The 19985-nt window shown below is 62.3% G+C and carries 17 protein-coding genes; 14 read left to right on the forward strand and 3 right to left on the reverse strand.

From position 1 onward, the window contains the following. Nucleotides 1-32: 32 nt before the first annotated feature. Together DWB85_RS07545 and DWB85_RS07550 are read left to right on the forward strand one after the other, a co-directional pair. The gene (locus DWB85_RS07545) at nt 33-1886 is read left to right on the forward strand and encodes a DUF885 domain-containing protein (RefSeq protein WP_117953606.1); all 1854 of its coding nucleotides are present in this window, start codon (nt 33-35) and stop codon (nt 1884-1886) included. Nucleotides 1887-1972: 86 nt separating this feature from the next. Further along, nucleotides 1973-2701, forward strand: coding sequence for an NYN domain-containing protein (locus DWB85_RS07550; RefSeq protein ID WP_117953607.1), 729 nt, complete (start codon nt 1973-1975; stop codon nt 2699-2701). Between the two features lie 6 nt (nt 2702-2707). Here the strand turns inward: DWB85_RS07550 and DWB85_RS07555 are convergent, their stop codons facing one another. The 3 genes from DWB85_RS07555 to DWB85_RS07565 all read right to left on the reverse strand — a co-directional run bounded on the left by DWB85_RS07555 (nt 2708) and on the right by DWB85_RS07565 (nt 8456). Further along, entirely contained in the window at nt 2708-5086 is a 2379-nt protein-coding gene (locus DWB85_RS07555) for a penicillin acylase family protein (protein WP_117953608.1), read from the reverse strand. Between the two features lie 203 nt (nt 5087-5289). Further along, nucleotides 5290-7074: a BCCT family transporter gene (locus DWB85_RS07560; protein ID WP_117953609.1), complete on the reverse strand. Its 1785-nt coding sequence runs from the start codon at nt 7072-7074 to the stop codon at nt 5290-5292. A gap of 23 nt (nt 7075-7097) precedes the next feature. Next, complete coding sequence (locus tag DWB85_RS07565) at nt 7098-8456, reverse strand: hypothetical protein (RefSeq protein ID WP_117953610.1); 1359 nt, start codon at nt 8454-8456, stop codon at nt 7098-7100. Nucleotides 8457-8826: 370 nt separating this feature from the next. Between DWB85_RS07565 and DWB85_RS07570 the strand changes: the two genes are divergently transcribed. From DWB85_RS07570 to DWB85_RS07625, 12 genes are all read left to right on the forward strand, one after another. Beyond that, the gene (locus DWB85_RS07570) at nt 8827-9480 is read left to right on the forward strand and encodes a tetratricopeptide repeat protein (RefSeq protein WP_133300580.1); all 654 of its coding nucleotides are present in this window, start codon (nt 8827-8829) and stop codon (nt 9478-9480) included. Between the two features lie 6 nt (nt 9481-9486). Next, a complete protein-coding gene (locus tag DWB85_RS07575) occupies nt 9487-10194 on the forward strand; it encodes a thermostable hemolysin (protein ID WP_117953612.1) in 708 nt (235 codons plus the stop codon). Next, the gene (locus tag DWB85_RS07580) at nt 10191-11678 is read left to right on the forward strand and encodes an AMP-binding protein (RefSeq protein ID WP_162846050.1); all 1488 of its coding nucleotides are present in this window, start codon (nt 10191-10193) and stop codon (nt 11676-11678) included. Before DWB85_RS07575 ends, DWB85_RS07580 begins: the two co-directional genes overlap by 4 nt. Continuing rightward, the gene (locus DWB85_RS07585) at nt 11675-12346 is read left to right on the forward strand and encodes an iron-containing redox enzyme family protein (RefSeq protein WP_117953614.1); all 672 of its coding nucleotides are present in this window, start codon (nt 11675-11677) and stop codon (nt 12344-12346) included. Before DWB85_RS07580 ends, DWB85_RS07585 begins: the two co-directional genes overlap by 4 nt. A gap of 9 nt (nt 12347-12355) precedes the next feature. Further along, on the forward strand, nt 12356-13153 hold the full coding sequence (locus DWB85_RS07590) for an SDR family oxidoreductase (protein WP_117953615.1): 798 nt from the start codon (nt 12356-12358) through the stop codon (nt 13151-13153). A gap of 9 nt (nt 13154-13162) precedes the next feature. Further along, nucleotides 13163-13825 carry a response regulator gene (locus DWB85_RS07595; RefSeq protein WP_117953616.1) on the forward strand — a complete coding sequence of 221 codons (663 nt, stop codon included), beginning with the start codon at nt 13163-13165 and terminating at the stop codon, nt 13823-13825. Beyond that, nucleotides 13822-15138 (forward strand): sensor histidine kinase, encoded by a 1317-nt coding sequence (locus DWB85_RS07600; protein WP_117953617.1) that lies wholly within the window; start codon nt 13822-13824, stop codon nt 15136-15138. Before DWB85_RS07595 ends, DWB85_RS07600 begins: the two co-directional genes overlap by 4 nt. Continuing rightward, nucleotides 15135-15461 carry a cupredoxin domain-containing protein gene (locus tag DWB85_RS07605; RefSeq protein WP_117953618.1) on the forward strand — a complete coding sequence of 109 codons (327 nt, stop codon included), beginning with the start codon at nt 15135-15137 and terminating at the stop codon, nt 15459-15461. Before DWB85_RS07600 ends, DWB85_RS07605 begins: the two co-directional genes overlap by 4 nt. A gap of 9 nt (nt 15462-15470) precedes the next feature. Further along, nucleotides 15471-16262 (forward strand): FTR1 family protein, encoded by a 792-nt coding sequence (locus DWB85_RS07610; RefSeq protein WP_117953619.1) that lies wholly within the window; start codon nt 15471-15473, stop codon nt 16260-16262. Further along, the gene (locus DWB85_RS07615; RefSeq protein WP_117953620.1) at nt 16252-16965 is read left to right on the forward strand and encodes a hypothetical protein; all 714 of its coding nucleotides are present in this window, start codon (nt 16252-16254) and stop codon (nt 16963-16965) included. Before DWB85_RS07610 ends, DWB85_RS07615 begins: the two co-directional genes overlap by 11 nt. 80 nt (nt 16966-17045) lie before the next feature. Next, entirely contained in the window at nt 17046-18977 is a 1932-nt protein-coding gene (locus DWB85_RS07620) for an LTA synthase family protein (RefSeq protein WP_205422682.1), read from the forward strand. A gap of 79 nt (nt 18978-19056) precedes the next feature. Next, complete coding sequence (locus tag DWB85_RS07625; protein ID WP_117953621.1) at nt 19057-19869, forward strand: M90 family metallopeptidase; 813 nt, start codon at nt 19057-19059, stop codon at nt 19867-19869. The last annotated feature ends 116 nt before the right edge of the window (nt 19870-19985 follow it).

Consider the following 19985-nt stretch of genomic DNA (forward strand, 5'->3'; position numbering starts at 1 on the left):
GCATTGAATCCACGACCCGGAACTATTCAAATATGGGTGTAATACCGTTAGTCCCCCTGTGCCTGGGAATCGCCATCTCACTTGTATCCCCCGCCACGATCGCAGGCCCCGCAGAAGAAACCGCGCGCCTGCACCAGTGGCTGGACCTGCGCTACGAGGAGGAGTTGAGCAGGAGCCCGGTAGCGCTTACCCAGCTTGGTCGCAAGCAACAATACGGCCGGGTGGACGACTTCAGCCGCGAGGCGGAAGCGGACTTTCTGCGCTGGATCGCGGAAACCGGTCGGGAACTGGCAACCAGCTTTGACTACCAGGCCCTCTCCACCGAGGGCAGGGTCAGTTACGATTTCTGGATGTACCGGGTCAGGGATTTCGCCGCCTGGGCGCCCTTCAGGGACCACGACTATGTGATGACCACCTGGAGTGGGGCGCATACCGAGCCACTGAACTTCATGATCAATATGCATACCGTGGACTCCCATGCCGATATGGTCGCCTATGTTTCCCGGCTTGAAGGCTGGGGCAGGGCGCTGGGCCAATTGCAGGACCGGGTCGAATTCGCGGCCAGCAAGGGGATTCGTCCACCGCGGTTTGCCTACCAGGATGTCATCCAGCAGAGCCGGCTGATTGTCGAGGGCATTGTTTTCGGCACCGCGGGCGACAAATCCGGGATCTGGGGTGATGCCCGCAGCAAACTTGCCCGCTTGCAGGAACGGGGCGACATCGACGATGCCCAGGCCGGGCAATTGCTGACGCAAACGAAGAAAGCGCTGATGAACTCACTGGTGCCGGCATACCAGCGGATCATAAGCTGGCATGAGAAGGACCTGGAAAACAGCGATGAGCAGGCCCGCGGAGTCTATGCCCTGCCCAATGGCGATGCCTACTTCCAGTATCGCCTGGGGCACTACACCCAGTCATCGATGTCGCCGCAGGAAGTGCATGAACTGGGGCTGCGCGAGGTAGCCAGGATTCTTGCCGAGATGGACGCCATCAGGGAGCAGCTGGACTTTGACGGCAATCTGGATGAGTTTTTTGGCTTTGTCCGCGAGAACGACCGTTTTTACTACCCCGGGACCGAGCAGGGGCGCGCGCAGTATATCGAGCAAACCCGGGGCTATCTCGAGTTTATTGACAGTCGTCTGGCGGATTACTTTGGGCGCCTGCCGCGGGCGCCACTGGTGGTAAAACGGGTCGAGCCCTACCGTGAGGTGGACGGTGCCGCGGCCTTTTATTCGGAAAGCACGCCGGATGGCAGTCGCCCGGGTGTTTACTACCTGCATATGTCGGATATGCGGGCCATGAATATCACTGATATGGAGACCACCGCCTACCATGAGGGCAGTCCCGGACATCATATGCAGGTTGCCATTGCCCTGGAGAACGAGGAAATGCCGATGTTCAGGCGGGACGTGTGGTATTCCGCCTACGGTGAGGGCTGGGCGCTCTACTCCGAGGCCCTGGCGAAAGAAATGGGGGCATTCACCGACCCGTTCATGGACTTTGGCCGGCTGGTCAATGAGCAGTGGCGGGCCATGCGCCTGGTGGTGGACAGTGGCCTGCACGCCATGCAGTGGAGTGAACAGCAGGCTGTGGATTACTTTCTCGACAATGCCCCCATTCCGCTAGCCACCGCGCGGGCCGAGATTCGCCGCTACCTGCTGTCCCCCGGCCAGGCCTCGTCCTACAAGGCGGGTATGCTGCGGATCCAGGCCATGCGGGCGAAGGCGCAACAGGCCCTGGGAGAGGGCTTCGATATTCGCGCCTTTCACGACCTGGTACTGGCCGGCGGCGCCGTGCCCCTGCCGGTGCTGGAAACGCGCCTGGACGCCTGGATTGTCGCGCAGGGAGAGCTTGAGGCGCGGGCGGCAGGACGGGTGGCGGAGTAACAGCTGGCATTTGGTGTAGACTGCCGTTGTGGCCCGGCGTTTCCATTCGGGCTCGCACCTATATTCGGGCTGACAGGGAGTGAGACATGCCGGAAACGAAACGGATCGCATTACTGATCGACTGCGACAATGTGACCCACAACGCGATTGAGGGTGTGCTGGAAGAGTTGGCCAAGCACGGTACGGTGAATGTGCGCCACGCCCACGGCGACTGGAACAATCCCGGCCTGTCCGGATGGGCGGAAAAACTGCATCCGCATGCCATCAGGCCAATGCAGCAGTTCGCCTACACCAAAGGCAAGAACGCCACCGACTCGGCCATGATTATCGATGCCATGGACCTGCTCTACAGCGACAACGTCAACGCCTTTGCGCTGATGACCAGCGACAGCGACTTTACCCCGCTGGTACTGCGCATCCTGGAAAGCGGATTCCCGGTGTATGGCTTCGGCCAGAAAAAAACGCCACGGGCCTTTGTTGATGCCTGCTCGCCGTTTATCTATATCGAAAACCTGGCCAGTCATGGTGACAACGAGTCAGACAGTGGTACGGCGCCGCCGCGCAAGAGCAAGGCCAAACTGAGGCAGGACAGCGCCCTCGTGCGGCTGCTGCGCACCGCCGTCGACCAGGCTGCCGACGACGACGGTTGGGCCAATATGGGGCAGGTGGCCAGCTATATCGCCAACAACAACAGTTCCTTTTCCTCAATCAACTATGGCTACCGGCGAATCAGCGACCTGATCAAGGCCTCGGAATTGTTCAAGATAGAGCTGCGCAACGGCACCGCCATGTATGTCCGCGATCCCAGGGCCTGACGCCCGCTAGGGTGCGAGAATCATCTCGGAATCGGTGTTGTCAGCGATGGCCCGGTCGCTGAACCACCAGTAGCGTTTGCCGCTGTTCAGCCAGTCATCGACAAAGTTGCTGTTCCACTGGTCGAACCAGCGCTCACTGACGCCACCGGGGAAATGTGCCAGCACCTTGTCGTTGTCCGCCAGGTCCACAATCATCCGCACCGAGTCCACGATGCGAGCCTGGTAGGGATTGCTGAACATATACATGCCGCGATTGAGGGTTTCCGATGACCCGCCCATGGGCCTGATACCTTCACCCAGCCAGCGGGCGGCCGTCTCACCCGGTATGAAGGGATGGAAGAAAGTGATCGTGTGTTCGTCGCCCCAGCGCCAGTTGGCGGGAGTATCGCCCCAGGCGGCGCCCAGTTCCGCCAGTGCCAGCTGCCCGGCCCGCAGCGCCAGGTCGTCACTGGATTCACGCTGCGGTGTGCGGCTGTCGTCCACCCAGCGACTGTCGTTCGTCTCCAGCAGGTAAAGGAAACGCTCTACCCAGTAGTATTGCTGGTCCAGGTATTCGGTCAACAGCGTCGCGTCCATATCATCGGCGAACATTTCATTCGCCAGGTGGCGGAACACGGACTGGAAAATCAGCGGCCCGGCCTGGTCGATACTGTCTTCAAGGTTCCAGTCTGCGAGTACCGCCGCCATGGGTGCCAGCGCGGGTTCGTCGGCGTAGAGCCTTACCAGCCACGGACGCAACCGCTGCGCCAGGGTGTTGAATACATCCTGGTTGGCAGCCCAGTGATCGTCGGCGCTCAACACTGGTTTTTCCATCAACTGCTGCAGCCTGAGGTAGCGCCAGCGCGGTGAAAAGTGAGTGGAATATTCATAGGGGTAATCCGCCGGGGTAACGCGATGATTGGTGGAGCCCACCCACTGGCGCTGCGGGTTGCGCTGAATCGGCATTTGCGCATGGGGGATACGCTTCACCCAGTTATCCTCTCCGGTCACCGGCAGCGGCAGCAGGCCGTTGCCGCGGGAGCGCAGGGGCACCAGCCCCGATGGCACCATGGCAATGTTGCCGTGCACATCCGCTACCACGTGGTTGAGCGGTGTCGCCATCTTACTGATGGCGGCGGTCGCCTCGGTAACCGACTGCGCCACTAACAACTCCCGGTTGCCCGCGTCGGGGCCGGCGTACAGGGGTACCGACCAGCGCAGCGACAAGACCCTGCCTTCAACCATGCTCATGCCATGGTCGGAAATCACCGGACCGCGATGGGTCTCGCGTATGGTCATGGTCTCGCTGCGGTAGCCGCCTGCTGCGTCCTCATCCTTGATCCGCAGGGTCTCCTCGCGCACGGTGAAGGGAACAGATGCTTCCCCCTCCAGGTAGTGGGCGGGATTGTCCGGGTCCACCTGCTCCAGGTAGAGGTCGACGACGTCGGCGTAGCCATTGGTACCCGTCCAGGCAATGTGTTCGTTGCGGCCAATGCCCCAACCGGGGTTGCCCGGCGTAGAGCCACCCACCACGCGCAGCTCCGGCGTTACCGCACCCATGGGATACCAGAAGCCGGGAAGATGACGGGCATCGAGGTGGGGATCACCGGAAATGATCGGGGCCTTGCCCGCGGATTTTGCCGGGCCGGTTGCCCAGCCATCGCTGCCGATAGCGTAGCGGGGTTCGAACTCGCTGAACAGGCTGTCGTCGTAGCGCAGGTCCAGGTCGATATCAAGTGCAGCCTGCGCGCCTGAAAGCGCGGCTTCCGGCAGGGTACGCGGGTCGTCGGGGTTGACGGTGATGGGCGCAAGTTGCGCGGCCCGTTCCGGTCCCAGTTCGTCGTAGAGCCTGAGGGTCAGCAATTCCTGGCGCCAGTTGATGCTGCTGCTCCAGATGCGAAACTGGGTAATCGCCAGCGCATCTGTAACGGTCCAGGGGCTGACCTCGTGGCCCATGACCCCGAGCATCAGCGGGAAATCGTCCTGATGGCTGTTGATGTAACTGTTGATGCCATCGACATAGCGCTGCAGGTAGTCTCGCTCCGCCGCGCTGATTCGCTTCAGGTAGCGCCGGGTAAAGCCGGGAATATCGACCAGGCGCACGATGCGGTCGTTACGGAGACCCTTTTCGCCAACGAATTCCGCCAGCCGGCCGTGGGCCAGGTGACGGTGCAATTCCAGCTGGAACAAGCGGTCCTGGGCGTGCAGGAAGCCCTGGGCGGTCAGTGCGTCGGCGAGGGAGTCGGCATACAGGTAGGGTATGCCGTCGTCCCCCCGCAGTACCCTGACCGGGGCGGCCAGGGCAGCGACGTTCATTGTACCTTCGCGCTGGGGCGCATCCACCCGTGGCAGGTACCAGTAGATGGCGGCCCCGATTAGCAGAACCAGCAGCAGTAATTTCTTCATCGTAATTGCTCTCAGTATTCGTAGGTGATGCCGATGCCGCAGGTGTGTGCCGCCGGTCTGAGGATATTACCGCTGATAATCGTACGATCAACGGACCGAGCCCACTAGCGGGCCCCGGTCCAACTTGTTATGCCCTGCGTTACCGTCTCGCCAGACCGCAGGACCAGTGGCGGCAGGGGTCGCCCGCTGAGAGCGAACAGGCGCTAGTGGCTGTTTTCCACCGCATTGTGGACCGCTTCATGCAACAGGTGCTCCTCCTCGGCGGAACGCACCGCTTTGGCCACGGCTTTTTCCACGTAGATTTCTTCCGCCATGCCCACGTATAGCGAGTAAATGCCCACCATCAGAATAAGTGCGAAGGGTAGCCCGGTAGTAATTGACGCGGTCTGCAGGGTGGTCAGGCCGCCGCCAATCAGCAGTACGGCCGCGATGGCGCCCTCCATCAGGGCCCAGAATACCCGCTGCCTGGTGGGTGAATCCAGTTTGCCGCCGGAGGTGAGATGATCGACCACCAGGGACCCGGAGTCGGAGGAGGTGACGAAGAACACCGTGACCAGTACCACGGCGATGAGCGACAGTACCGCCTCCAGGGGGAAGTGGTGCAGCATGACAAACATTGCCGTGGCCACGTCTTCATTGACTGCCGCGACGATATCCGCCACCCCCGTTCCCTGCAGGAACAGGGCCGCGCCGCCGAAGGTCGACATCCAGATAAAGCTCAGCAGGGTAGGCACCACGATCACGCCAACAATGAATTCCCTGACCGTGCGGCCCTTGGAGATTCGCGCAATGAACATGCCGACGAAGGGCGACCATGAAATCCACCAGGCCCAGTAGAATATGGTCCAGCTGCCCTGCCAGTTGGTCTCCCTGAAGGTTTCGGTCCACAGGCTCAGCTCCGGGAATATCCTCAGGTAGAAGCCCAGGTTCTGGACCATGCCGTTGAGCAGGAATACGGTCGGTCCGGCAACCAGTAGAAACAGCAGGAAGACGCCGGCAAGCATCATGTTTGCCTGGCTTAAGAGCTTCACGCCCCGGTCCAGGCCCGCCATGACGGACAGGGTGGCGATGCCGGTAATAATAGCGATCAGGGTGACCTCGGTAGCAACGGACACCTGGACATCGAACAGGTAATTCAGGCCGGCGTTGATCTGCTTGACGCCCAGCCCCAGTGAGGTCGCCAGGCCCACCAGGGTCGCCAGTACCGACATGATATCGATCACGTTGCCCCAGAAGCCATAGATGCGGTCGCCCAGCAGGGGATAGAACATGGAGCGAATGGTAAGCGGGAGGCCGCGGTTGTAGGCGAAGAATGCCAGCCCCAGACCCACGATGGCATACACCGCCCAGGGATGTACGCCCCAGTGGAAATAGGTCACGCCCATTGCCGCCTGCGCCGCTGCCGGGGTGCCGGGCTCGATCTCGCCGAACATGGGTGAGGGCGATGCGTAGTGGAAAATGGGTTCGCCGACGCTCCAGAACATCAGGCCAATGCCCATGCCGGCGCTCAATAACATGGCGTACCAGGACAGGGTGCTGAATTCGGGCCTGGCGTCATCTCCGCCGATGGTGATATTGCCAAACTTGCCGAAGGCGAAGTACGCCGCGGCGATGATGAACACATTGCTGGCCAGCACCAGGAACCAGCCGCCGTTGTTGGTGATAAATGCGAGCAGGGTCTGGAAAAACTGGTTGGCGTTCTCCTTGAACATCAGGGTGAGCAGTATGAACACTACCAGGATGGCAGAAGATGCGAGGGTGACCTGGGGATGCACGTCAAAGCCGAAACTGGTCCAGTTATCATCCCCCGGAGACCTGCCCTCGGCATCGTCTTCAACGGAGGCGGTGGGGCGGATTTGCAGGCCGAAAAATTCTTCCCGGTCGCGAATGGCCCGTTTGCGCGCGGCTTCCTCTACCCGCTTCAGCTTGCGGGCGAGGGTCTGGCGTTCACTGGCTCCCTGCGCGTCGGTTAAGTGTGTTTTGCTCATGTGTGCGTTGCCCCCGGTTGGGTTCAGAAGTAATAGCCGAAGTTGATGTTCAGCCGGTAGTTCCAGGCGTCGTTACCGTTGGCGCCAAAATCACCGACCCCGTTATAAATATTGGTGTAGTCGTCTCCCTCGTTGCCGATAAACAGGTTGCCGTTGGACCAGACATAATCGGTGTAGATGTACCAGCCTCCGCTGGCCCAGGCGGCCCCGAGGGTGATCATTTCGCTGTCGTTGAGGAGGTCCGAATCCTTGAGAATGCCGCTGTATTCGGCGTAGGGCAGGACATAGTCCAGCCAGGGGAGGGCGTCGGTGTTGTAGCGATAGCTGAGGGAGACGGCCGGCAGCCAGGCCTCGGTCGCCACGGGCCAGGCGAAATCATAAGCGCCCATGGGCACCAGCTCATCGGTTCCCAGGCGGTTGTCGGCATCGATGTCGATCTCATAGCGGCTCAGCTGTGACGCCAGGGTTAAATTGCCGATGCTGTTTTTCATGTGCACCGCGGCGGCAATATGGTCGCCATCATCAGTGCGCTTGCCACGCAGTTCCCCGGCCTGCAGCGACAGACCCAGTTCGGTGGGCACCGCGTCTGACTGCCAGCGATAGATCGCCCGCAGGTTGAGCTGGTTGCGTTCATCGTAGCCGTTGCCCGGCGCGCTGGTTACCGTGCCATCGTCCTCGATGGCTGACTCCCATTGCACGATGTCATAGCTGTAACGTGCGCTGTCCCTGCTGGCGCCATTCCAGTTGCGCTCGCTGCTGTTGAAATAGGCCAGGGCCAGGTCCCAGTTGCCCCGCTGGAACAGGTACTTGACGCCGACATCCATATCGTCCGCGAGGCCGACGTAGTAGTGCAGGTCGAAAAACCAGCTTTGCGAGACCCCGTAGGGCCCCGGGCCGAATGGCACCCGGGTAAGCCCGGCCTGGACCTGGCTGCCATCGTCGAACTCGTAGCCCAGCCAGCCGGTATGGAGGAAGTTGTAGCCGTTGTACCAGCGATACTCCAGTTTACCGATCACCTGCTCGTGGCGCAGGCCCATGTTGATGCGGAAGGTGTCCAGCTCCATATTGCCGCCGTTACCGCCCCGCTGTGGCGCGTCGCCGTTCAGGGTGTAGTCGCCGTGGACGTAGTTCACCCGCACCGCGCCGCCGACGGTGAGTGGGCCGATGGTGATGTCGCTGTGCTGCTGTTCCAGGGTGGCCAGTCGCTGCTCTGCATCTGTCGCACTGTTGCGGGCTTCCGCCAGCGCGGCATTGGCTGCCGCAAGCTCAGCGGTCAGCCGGGCGACCCTGGCCTCCAATTCCTCGACGTTGTGGTTTGCCGCGATGGCAGGCGCTGCCAGCAGCGGGAACAACAGCAGCAGAGACAGTGATGCTGGCGCCATGAGCGATAGTCTCCTGAGGGGGGAAGCGGTTTTGTTCCAGCAGTGATGGCGCTGGAGTGACGACTGGCAGCGAGTAGTCGCTACCAGGGAGAAGCCGGTAGAGGAAAAGCGAAATGAAGTGTTTATATCCCGCCCCGGGGCGGTGATTAAACGCAAGCTAAAATCTGTTCCGGTTCAATGAGTTACCAGTACCCTAGCAACGGCACGGTAACTCTGCAAGTCGCCCGCCCAAATACGCCCCCCCAAATACTCGACCACCCGGACGGTGCAAAGCTGCGCCGCCGTAAGTTTTCGTTAAGAAACGGCTGCTACCTTGGGCGCCAGTATCGGGATTGGCTTTCATCCCGCAATTTGCCCAGGAGAACATGAGATGAGAACAGCACTGCTTGGCTGTGCGCTGGCGACTTGCATCGCCTCCCTTTACAGTCTCGCCGCAGCGGCGGACATGAGTCCGCAGGCCAGCCGCGTCCAGGCGACCTGGGACCAGCTCAATTTCGCTGCCAGCGGCGATGCGCAAAAGGAGGGCATGCGGGACCTGGTGGCAGAATGTGAAACGCTGACCGCGGCCAGGGCGGACGATGCGGAGCTGCTGACCTGGTGCGGCATCGCCAACTCCACTTATGCCGGCATGGCCAGCGCGCTGGCGGCCATGAAGTATGCCAAAGTCGCCCGAAAAGACCTGGAACATGCCATCGCCCTGGACCCGCAGGTGCTCGCCGGCTCTGCCCTCACCAGCCTCGGTACGCTCTACGCCAAAGTCCCCGGCTGGCCGATCGGTTTCGGCGACGATGAAAAAGCGGAGCAACTGCTGCTGCAGGGCCTGGAGGCCAATCCTGATGGCATGGCGGCCAATTTCTTCTACGCCGATTTCCTGATGGAAAAGGATCAGATCGCCGCGGCCAGGGAGCACCTCGAGAAAGCCCTGGCGGCGCCCCCGCGCACCGACCGTCCGCTGGCTGACAGGGGCCGTAGCCTGGAAATCCGGGCGCTGATGACCAGTCTTGATCAGGTTGCCGGGGAGTAGCTGCGCATGGATAGGGTTGCCGATTGTATCCACCGCTATCCGTCCCCGGCGCTGGATGCCGCGACTCGTTGTGTCGCGCCCCTGACGGTGGACAGCCTGTTGCTCGGTGATCCCGGACGGGAGAGGCTGGAACAGTTTATAGCCGGCGTTTTTCACGCCGCCTATGGCGCCACTGTCCTGGAGTACCTGCCGCTGCTCTTCTCGCTGGAACAGGAGGGGATCATCCAGGCCGCACTGGGACTGCGCAGCGCACGGGGACAATCGCTGTTTTGTGAACAGTACCTGGACACGCCGCTGGACTATCACGTCCAGCGGGAATTCGGCCGCCCGGTAAACCGGGGGCAATTGATGGAACTCGGCAATTTGGCCGGTTCAATCCCGGGTATGTCGGTAACTCTGTACCTGCTGGCGGTGGCGGCGCTGGATCAGGCGGGTATCAGTTACCTGGTATTCGCCGCCAACCGGACCGTGAGGCGCTCGATCCGGCGTTGTGGTTTCCAGACCCGGGTGCTGGGAGAGGCGCAGGCCCGGTGCCTGGGGGAACGGGCCAGTGAGTGGGGGTCCTATTACCAGGGTTGTCCGCAAGTGATCCTGGCGGATATCGGCGACGGGGTTGAGCACGGGATGAAACATCCCCTGATCGGCGAACTGTGGCGCAGGGAGCAGCCGCTGATTGCGACCCTGGCTGACGCTATCCGGTGCCAGCGGTGTTGAACGCATTGCGTGCCCAGCTTGAGCGCGGCCCGGGCGAGCGCATCGTGCTGGAGAGTGAGGCCGGGTCGACCAGCGCCGGGCAACTGCTGGAACGGGTGGAGGCGCTGTCGAAGCTGCTGCAGACCCGGGGTGCCGCCACCATCGGCCTGCTTTGCGATAATTCCGTGGAGTGGGTCGTCGCCGACCTGGCCTGCCAGTTCCAGGGGCTGCGACTGGTGCCGCTGCCGACGTTTTTCAGTGACGGACAGCTGCAGTATGTGCTGGCGGCGGCGGGGGTGGATACCCTGGTTTACGACCGGACCTCGGCGCCGCGCATCGCCAGCCTGCCCGCGGTGACACACGCTGACACCGCGGCCTGTGAGGGCCTGGAGTTACGCCCCCTTACCGTCGCTGGCGAAGCCGCCATGCCGCCAGCAACCGCGAAACTCACCTTCACCTCAGGCTCTACCGGGCAACCCAAGGGGGTTTGCCTGGCAACCGCCCAGTGCCTGCGCGTGGCCCGCTCTCTGGGCCAGGTGATTGATATCCGGTCACCGCGACACCTCTGTGCGTTACCGCTGAGCACGCTGCTGGAAAATATCGCCGGTATCTACCTGCCGCTGCTCATGGGCGGCTGCTCCCTGGTTTATTCCGCCGCCAGCATGGGGATGGCGGGCAGTTCTGGTGTCCAGCCGGCGGAATTCCTGCGGGCAATCGAGCAGCGTCAGCCGGAGACCATGATCCTGGTTCCCCAGTTGTTATCCCTGATCGATAGCGCCATAAGCGGTGGCTGGCAAGCACCGCAATCGCTGAGATTTGTCGCTGTCGGTGGCGGCCGGGTGGCCCCCGCGGTGGTGGAGCGCTGTCGCGCGGCGGGTTTTCCGGTCTACGAGGGCTACGGTCTTTCCGAATGCGCCTCGGTGGTCAGCCTCAACACGCCGCGGGCAGAGCAGGCGGCGACCAGCGGCCGGGTACTGCCGCATGTGCAGGTCGAGGTCGACAGGGGCGAGCTACTGGTAAGCGGCAATACCTTTCTCGGCTACCTCAACCAGCCCGAGTCCTGGGGGGCAAGTCAGGTCCGGACCGGTGATCTTGGCAGACTCGATGACCAGGGTTACCTCAGGGTTGAGGGTCGCTGCAAAAATGTGCTGGTCAGTAGCTACGGTCGCAATATCAGCCCCGAGTGGGTCGAAAGCGAACTGCAGGCGAGCGGGCCGATCCAGCAGGCCGTGGTACTCGGCGACGGCATGCCCTACTGCAGCGCCCTGATCTGGGCTGCCCCCACTGCCGGCGAACAGCTGATCCAGCAGCAGATTGACGAGGTCAACCGCGGCCTTCCCGATTATGCCCGGGTAAGGCGCTGGCAGCGGCTGCAGGAGCCGATGACGGTGCGCAATGGCCTGTTGACCGATAACGGCAGACCGCGACGCAATGCCATCGCCAGCACCTGCAGCGAGCTGATTGAACAACTTTATGGCGAACCACAGGAGTGCAAGCTGATATGAATTTTTTTAACACCCTGCAGGAGCAAACCGCTGGCGAGCGACAGCAACTGCTCAACAATCCGCTGCTGCTGAAAGCGCTGGGCGGCGAGATCGATCGTGATCTCTATGTGGCGTTTCTCAGCCAGGCCTATCATCACGTCAAGCACACCACACCACTGCTGATGGCCGCCGGTTCGCGTATCCCGGGCGACCGGGAGTGGCTGCGCAATGCGCTGGCGGAGTACGTGGAAGAGGAACTGGGTCACCAGGAGTGGGTGCTCAATGATATTCGCGCCTGTGGCTACGATGCCGAACGGGTGCGTAACAGCAGGCCAAACCCGGAGACCGAACTGATGGTGGCTTATGCCTACCATGTCATCGACCGGGTCAATCCGCTGGGCTTTTTCGGTATGGTCCATGTGCTCGAAGGCACCAGCGTTGCCATGGCCGATGAAGCGGCCAGATGTATCGGCCGGTCTGCCGGCCTCGGCAAAGAGGCGTTCACTTACCTGAGCTCCCATGGCGCGCTGGATATCGAGCACGTGCAGTTTTTTGAGAACCTGATGAACCGGATCACCGATCCCGTCGACCATGAACAGATCATTCACTGCGCCAGAATGTTTTACCGCCTGTACGCCGATGTTTATAACAGCGTCGACCCGCGCGACGCCAGGTCGCTGGCGGCTTAGGAGTAGCGTATGGATCTCAATGGCAAGTTGATCGTATTGACCGGCGCCAGCGGCGGTATTGGCAGGGCGATGGCCGCCAGCCTCGCCGGCGCCGGCGCGCGCCTGGTGCTGGTGGGTCGGGACGACGCGCGACTGGAGCAGCTGCGCGCCACGCTTCCCGGGGCCGGTCACAGCAGCGTGGCAGCCGACCTCACGACCGCGGCCGGGCGCGACAGTGTGGTGGCTGCCTGTCACGGCCAACTTGATTTGCTGGTAAACAATGCCGGCGTCAATCACTTCGGCCTGCTGGAGCAGCAGAGCGACCAACAGCTGCAGCAAATGATTGAGGTTAACCTGCTGGCGCCGATGCTGCTGACCCGGGCACTGTTGCCGCAGCTGCAGGCCCGCCAGGGCTGCGTGGTTAACATCGGTTCCGGATTCGGCAGTATCGGTTTCGCCGGCTACTGCGCTTACAGCGCCAGCAAGTTTGCCCTGCGCGGTTTCACCGAGGCCCTCAGGCGCGAGCTTGCCGACAGCGGCGTGCGCGTGCAGTACCTGGCACCGCGGGCGGTCGCCACGGACATGAATCCGCCGGAGGTTGTGGCGCTGAATGACGAGCTGGGTAACCGCACGGATTCACCCGAGACGGTTGCCAGCGAGTTGCTGGCCTTGCTGGCCTCGGGCAAGGCCGCTCGCCATATTGGCGGTCGCGAGCGCTTTTTCGCCAGGCTGAACAGCGTATTCCCCGGCCTGGTGGATGCAGCCCTGGGCAAGAACCTGGCGCTCATCAAGCGCCGGGCGATGGCCGTAAGCAGCCACGCGGGCTAGAATCCGGTCATGCGCATTCTGCTGGTGGAAGATGATGACTCTCTCGCGGTCGGCCTGGTAAAGGGGCTCGGCAAGGAGGGCTTTGCCGTCGACCATGTCGGCAGCGGGAAGATGGCCCTGGCGGCGGTCAGGGCGGAGCCGCCGGACATGGTGGTGCTGGACCTGGGTTTGCCCGACATGGACGGGCTGGAGGTGCTCTCTCGCCTGCGCCAGGATGGACAGCGCACGCCGGTACTGGTGCTGACGGCAAGAGGCCAGCTGAATGACCGCATCGTGGGACTGGACAGCGGTGCCGATGACTACCTGGCCAAACCCTTCGAGATGCAGGAACTGGCTGCCCGGCTGCGGGTATTCGAGCGCCGCTTGTCGACGGCGGCAAATACCAGTCTTATCAGTATTGGCGATGTCGAACTGGACACGGCGGCCCATGCCGTCAAGGTGGCCGGCGAGACAGTGGAAATGCCGCGGCGGGAGTACATGCTGCTGAAAACCCTGATGGAGAACGCCGGCAAAGTGCTGACCCGGGAGGCCCTGGAGACACGCCTGTACAGCTGGGGCGAGGAGGTTGCCAGTAACGCGCTGGAAGTCCATATTCATCACCTGCGCAAAAAGCTGCCAGAGAGGATGATCAAGACAGTGAGGGGAATTGGCTACACTGTGCCGCCGGCATGAGTTCAATACGCAGTTACCTGGCCATCATGCTGATGGCCGCCTTTTCCCTGGTGTCCTTTCTCGCGGCGCTGAACGGCTATCTTTCCAGCATGGCCGAGGCCGAAAAGATGCTGGACACCCAGTTGGCGGAAGCCAGCGACCTGCTCATGCTCAGCTGGTCCGGCGAAGGGCTGGCCTCCCCACCTGACCCCTCTTCCCGCCTGCTGGTATTCCAGGTGTGGCGCGATGGTGAGCTACTGGCGGCCTCGCCGGGGGCGCCGGCCGCGCCGATCGCGGAGTTCAGCGAGGGTTACCGCTATGGCAACTTTTCCGGCTATCGCTGGCTCAGCTATACCCAGTTCGCCCCGGACGGCACGGCCTACATCGTTGCGGAGCGGGCAGACCTGCGCCACACAGTGGCCGAGAACGTGGTGCTGGAGTCGGTGTTACCGCTGTTGCTGTGGTTGCCGGTTTCGGCCGTACTGGTGTGGTTGCTGGTCGGCTGGGGGCTGCGGCCGCTCTACGATCTGAGCCGGCAGATCAATGCCCGGCGCAGTGATGACCTGGCGCCAGTAGCCCTGCACAACCCACCCGCGGAGCTGCGCCAGTTGATCGAGTCCACCAATTCACTGCTGGCGCGCCTGGCCGCCGCGTTCGAGCGGGAAAAACACTTCGCGGCCCACGCCGCCCATGAACTGCGTACGCCGCTGAGCGTGCTCAAGGTCCACCTGCACAACCTGGCCGAGGAGTTGCCGGCGGATGAGCCGGCACTGGCGCATGCCAACGCCGGGGTCGAGCGCATGCATCACCTTGTCGAGCAGATTCTGGACCTGAGCCGCACCAATCCTGAACTCATTGTGGGTAACTTCCAGGATATTGACCTGCACTCCCTGGCCCAGCGCGTTACCGCTGACGCCTGGCCCCAGTTCGCCGCGCGCAACCAGGTGCTGTCCCTGGAGGGCGACGAGGCCCGGCTCAGGGGGGACCCCGCGCTGCTGGAGACGCTGCTCTGTAACCTGCTGGACAACGCGGGCAAATACACACCCGGTGGCGGCGAGGTGAAGGTGGTGGTGCAGCCGCTCGCTGATGCTGTGCGCCTGCTGGTGGAGGATTCCGGACCGGGAATACCCGCTGCCGACCGGGAGCAGGTATTCGAGCGCTTCTACCGCTCTGCCAGTACCGAGGGCGCTGGCGCCAGGGGAGCGGGCCTGGGCCTGGCGATCGTTCGCCATATTGTCGAGGTACACCGGGCCCGCATCGAGCTGGGGGAGAGTTCACTGGGCGGCCTGGCAGTGCAGATAGACCTGCCGCTAACGGCGGAGAACCGGGAATGACAGGGGGGCGCTACACGCTGTTTGGCCTGTCCCTGGTGTCCAGCCTGGCGCTGGCCAAGACCCCGGTTGTTGAACTGGAAATACGCGACCATCTTTTCCACCCGGAGGAAGTGCGGATCCCGGCCAATACCAAGGTCAAGCTGGTGGTCTACAACCGGGATCCTACCCCCGAGGAATTCGAGAGCTACGAACTCAACCGGGAAAAGGTCATCATGGGGGGGCGCAGGGCGAATATCTTTATCGGCCCCCTGCAGCCGGGAGTGTATCCCTTCTTTGGCGAATTCAACCCGAAAACCGCCCAGGGCCGGGTGGTAGCAGAGTGAGGTCTGGCGGTGCTGATTAATTCTGTGGTCCTGGTGCTGCGGGAAGTGCTGGAAGCGGCAATGGTGGTCAGTGTGCTGCTGGCGCTGTCACGCAACCTGCGCCTGCCGGCCAGCTGGCTGTTCTGGTCCCTGCCGGTCATCGCCATTGCGGTGGTGGCATTCGCCTCCACCCTCGATACGATCACCGATGCCTTCGACGGTGCCGGCCAGGAGCTTGTCAGCGCGGCGCTGCAGATTGCCGTGTTTGTCGGCATTGTGGCCGTGGTATTTTGGGTCGCCAGCGAGGATTCCAGACGTGACGGGGACCAGCGCCTGCTGCAGTGGCTGCTGGCGCTTACCGTGGTCTGCGCGCTGGTCCGGGAATGCTCCGAGATCGTGATTTATATCACCGCATTTGCCGCCGCCAGCGAAACCCGGGCGGCAGTCTTTGCCGGCAGTGCCATTGGCGCCGGCATCGGAATCAGCCTGGGCGTATTGTTGTTTGCCTCGTTGCGTGCCGTTCCGCTTGTCCTGTCCACCAGCCTGTGCATCGCGCTGATGGCGCTGATTGGTGCCGGCATGGTGATGCAATCGACCATGCTGCTGGAACAGGTGGACTGGCTGCAGCCGGGGATGCAATTGTGGGACAGCTCGGCACTGGTCAGCGAACAGTCCATTTCAGGTCAGTTACTGTATGCCGTGTTTGGCTATGAGGCCACGCCGGGACGGGTGCAGGTGCTGTTGTACCTCGCCAGTGTCATCCTGGTGGCTGGAGCCTGGTGGCTGCCGCGGCACTATGGAGGAAAGCACTATGGCGACTGACTGGTCTCGACTGTTGTTGGCCGTGGGCCTGCTGCCAGCGCTAGCGCGCGCGGACGGCTCAGTTATCGACAAGGTATACCACCCCTATGTGGAGCAGCTTGAGTGGGAGCTCGAATGGCGCTTGACCCACGCCGATGAAAATCCGCAGGCCGGGACCAGGGGTGAACAGCTGCATCGTCTCGGGCTGGGCCGCGCGGTGTCCGAATTCGTGTTTGTGGAGGCTTACCTGATCGGCAGCGATAGGGCCGGCGACGACCTGGATCTCGCCGCCTACGAACTGGAAGTGCTGTGGCAGTTAAGCGAGCAGGGCGAGTACGCCCTGGATTACGGCTTGCTGTTTGAGCTGGAAAAAGAGCACCAGGAGGACGTCTGGGAATATGCCACCGTGTTGCTGCTGGAGCGCGAATTTGGCCGCTTCAGCGGCACTGCCAACCTGGGGGTGATTTACGAGTGGGGAGAGGATATCGCGGACGAACTGGAGACTTCGCTCGCGCTGCAGGCCCGCTATCGCTACTCGCCGCGGCTGGAGCCGGCCCTGGAGCTTTACAGTGGCGAAGACACCCTGGGCATGGGCCCGGTGCTGATGGGAATGGAAAAGCTGGGCCCGATGAGGGCCCTGCGCTGGGAGGCGGGCGTGGTATTGGGGCTGGACAGTGACAGCGCTGACTACACGCTGCGTGCCGTGCTTGAGTACGAGTTCTAGTTGTTAAGCTTCCCGTAAGCTAACCCGATTATAGTCCGCTTGTATATCGGGCTAGTCGAGGTCGCCACGTGTCTGTCACAGTGAACCCACTCATCCGGGCCCACAGGCCCTGTATCCTGTTCTTCCTGGCGGTGCTGGCGGTTGGGACACTGAGCCGTCTGGCTCTGGCCGGCCTCTACTGGGACCGCGTGGCAGCCAGCGGCATGGCCTGGCCGGTGCTCATCCAGGGCTTGCGCTTCGATATCATTCTCGCCTGCGCGCTAACACTGGTCCCCGCTGCCCTCTTGCCCTGGCTGGCGGGCAGCGCGCGGGCGATGCGCGTCACCAGGCTGTATTTTGTGCTGAGTTTCGCAGTGATCGTGTTCCTGGAGGTGGCTTCACCGACCTTTATCGCCGAGTACGATGGGCGGCCCAATCTGTTGTTTGTTGAATACCTGCGCTACCCGCGTGAAGTGTTCAGCATGCTCTGGACCGCTTATCGCCTGCAACTTGTGCTCGGCTTGGTTGTGGTGGCCCTGGCCACGGCTTATTTTCGCCGGCTGCTGCTGGCGGTGACCCCTGTCGCGGTGAGCTCCGGTGTCGCCGCGAGACTGGGCCTGTCGGTGCTGCTTGTGTTTGCCTGTGCGCTGGGGATCAGGTCGAGCTTTGGCCACCGGCCCGCCAACCCCAGCGTGGTAGCCTTCTCAAGTGACCTGCTGGTCAATGACCTGGCACTGAACTCCAGCTACAGCCTGGCCTACGCCATCTACAGCAACCAGCGCCATGAGCGCGGGATAAAGGCCTATGGCAGCAAGCCCTGGGACAGTGTGGTCGGCGACGTGCGCGACGCAATGCAGCTGGATGAGCAGGCGTTTATTTCCCCGGCGCTGCCCACCCTGCACCGCAACGACTGGGTCGAACCCGGGCAGGATCATCCCAATATCGTCATCATTCTCGAGGAGAGCCTGGGGGCCGAGTATGTGGGCGCGCTGGGTGGGATCGGTGTGACCCCGCGCCTGGATGAACTGGCGCGGGAGGGAATCTGGTTTGCGCAGCTTTACGCCACCGGCACCCGCTCGGTGCGGGGCATCGAGGCGGTTGTCACCGGTTTTACTCCCACGCCGGCCAGGAGTGTGGTCAAGCTGCCAAAGTCACAGACCGGCTTTTTCACCCTGGCGCAGTTGCTCAATGACTACCACTACGACACCAGTTTTATCTATGGGGGTGAGGCTCACTTCGACAATATGCGCCAGTTCTTCATGGGCAACGGCTTCGATCGGGTGATAGAGCAGAAAGACTACCCGGCCCCCGACTTCGTTGCCTCCTGGGGCGTAAGTGACGAGGACCTGCTTGCCAGGGCGCACCACGAGTTTGCTGCCATGGCCAGTCGCGGCCAGCGGTTTTTCAGCCTCGTGTTTACCTCCTCCAATCATTCCCCCTTTGAGTTTCCGGACGGGCGGATCGAGCTCCATGAGCAGCCCAGGGCAACGGTCAACAATGCGGTCAAGTACGCAGACTTCGCCCTGGGCCAGTTCTTCGACCAGGCGAAAAACTCCAGCTACTGGGACCATACGATCTTTGTCGTCGTCGCGGACCACAACTCGCGGGTACGCGGCGCTGACCGGGTGCCGGTCGAGTATTTCCGCATTCCCGGACTGATCCTGGGCGGCCCGGTAGAGCCGCGGGTAATTGCCCGCCAGGCCAGCCAGATCGACCTGCTGCCCACCGTGCTGCATCTGGCGGGCATCGACGCGGCCCATCCCGCCATCGGCCAGGATCTGTTGCGTCCGGATATTGACCAGGTTTCCGGCAGGGCGATCATGCAATACGGCGCCCTCCAGGCCTACATGGAGGGCGACAGGATCGTCATTCTCTCCCCGGGACAGGAGCCGCAGATGTACGGATACCACAGTGCCGATGGCTATACCGCTCCACGGGCTGTCGACGAGGCCCTTATCGAGCGGGCCCTGTCGCATTCCATCTGGAGTATCGAGGCCTACCAGCAGTCCCTGTACCGGCTGCCGAAGGGCTAGTCCTGACGGACGTGCACAGCATCCGCCATTAATGGCACAAAATTCTCGAATGCGGCGGCGGTCGCGGTAGAATTGGCGGATGATAGCCCTCGTTCCCATCGGCGTCGCCATCGCCGCTTTTTTTCTCTACCTCGGGTACAATCGCTGGCGGGACTGGTCCGTATACCGGCGGCCGTTTCCGGCCAGCTGGCTGGCGACGCTGGAGTCCGGGCTGCCTGTCTATGCCGCCCTGTCGCCGCAGCAGCAGTCCCGTCTCCGGGACATGATCAAGTTCTTTATCGACCGCAAGCGCTTCTATGGCTGCGCCGGTTTGACTGTAACGGATGACATGCGGGTCATCATCGCTGCCGAGGCCTGCCTGCTGGTGCTCAACCGGGGAGGGGCGCTATACCCGAAACTCCGGTCGATCCTGGTTTACCCGACAGCCTTCCGGGTTGAACGGGAACAACACCAGGCCGACGGCACGGTGGTCGCCGGTGGTCACAATCTGCTCGGCGAGTCCTGGGACAATGGCCGGGTGATCCTGTCCTGGGATGACGTCACCCGCGGGGTGGCGGACTTCAGCGATGGCCACAACGTGGTCCTGCATGAATTTGCCCACCAGCTGGATGCCGAATCAGGCTCCACCAATGGCGCGCCGCCCCTGCGCGGTAACAGCTATCGCGCCTGGGCGAGCATTTTCGGTGACAACTATGCGGACCTGGAGCTGCGCAGCCTGCGGGGCCTGGAGACGGTGATGGACGAATACGGAGCGACCAACCCCGCCGAGTTTTTTGCGGTGGCGACCGAGACCTTTTTCGAGAAGCCCCATCAGCTGTACAAAAAACGACCAGAACTGTACGCTCAGCTGCAGCAGTATTACCAGCTGGACCCGCGGGAGTGGCGCCTCTAGCCGGTCTTCTCGCCGAGACCTGCCTGCCAGTCTATTCACGGACATGGAACCTGTTTACAATGCTTGCCCCCGTCCCGGGGCTGCAGCCGGCTACCCGGGCCCCGGGTCGGTCCGAT

The organism is Seongchinamella sediminis (genome assembly GCF_003457605.1).
Classification (GTDB): Bacteria; Pseudomonadota; Gammaproteobacteria; order Pseudomonadales; family Halieaceae; genus Halioglobus; species Halioglobus sediminis.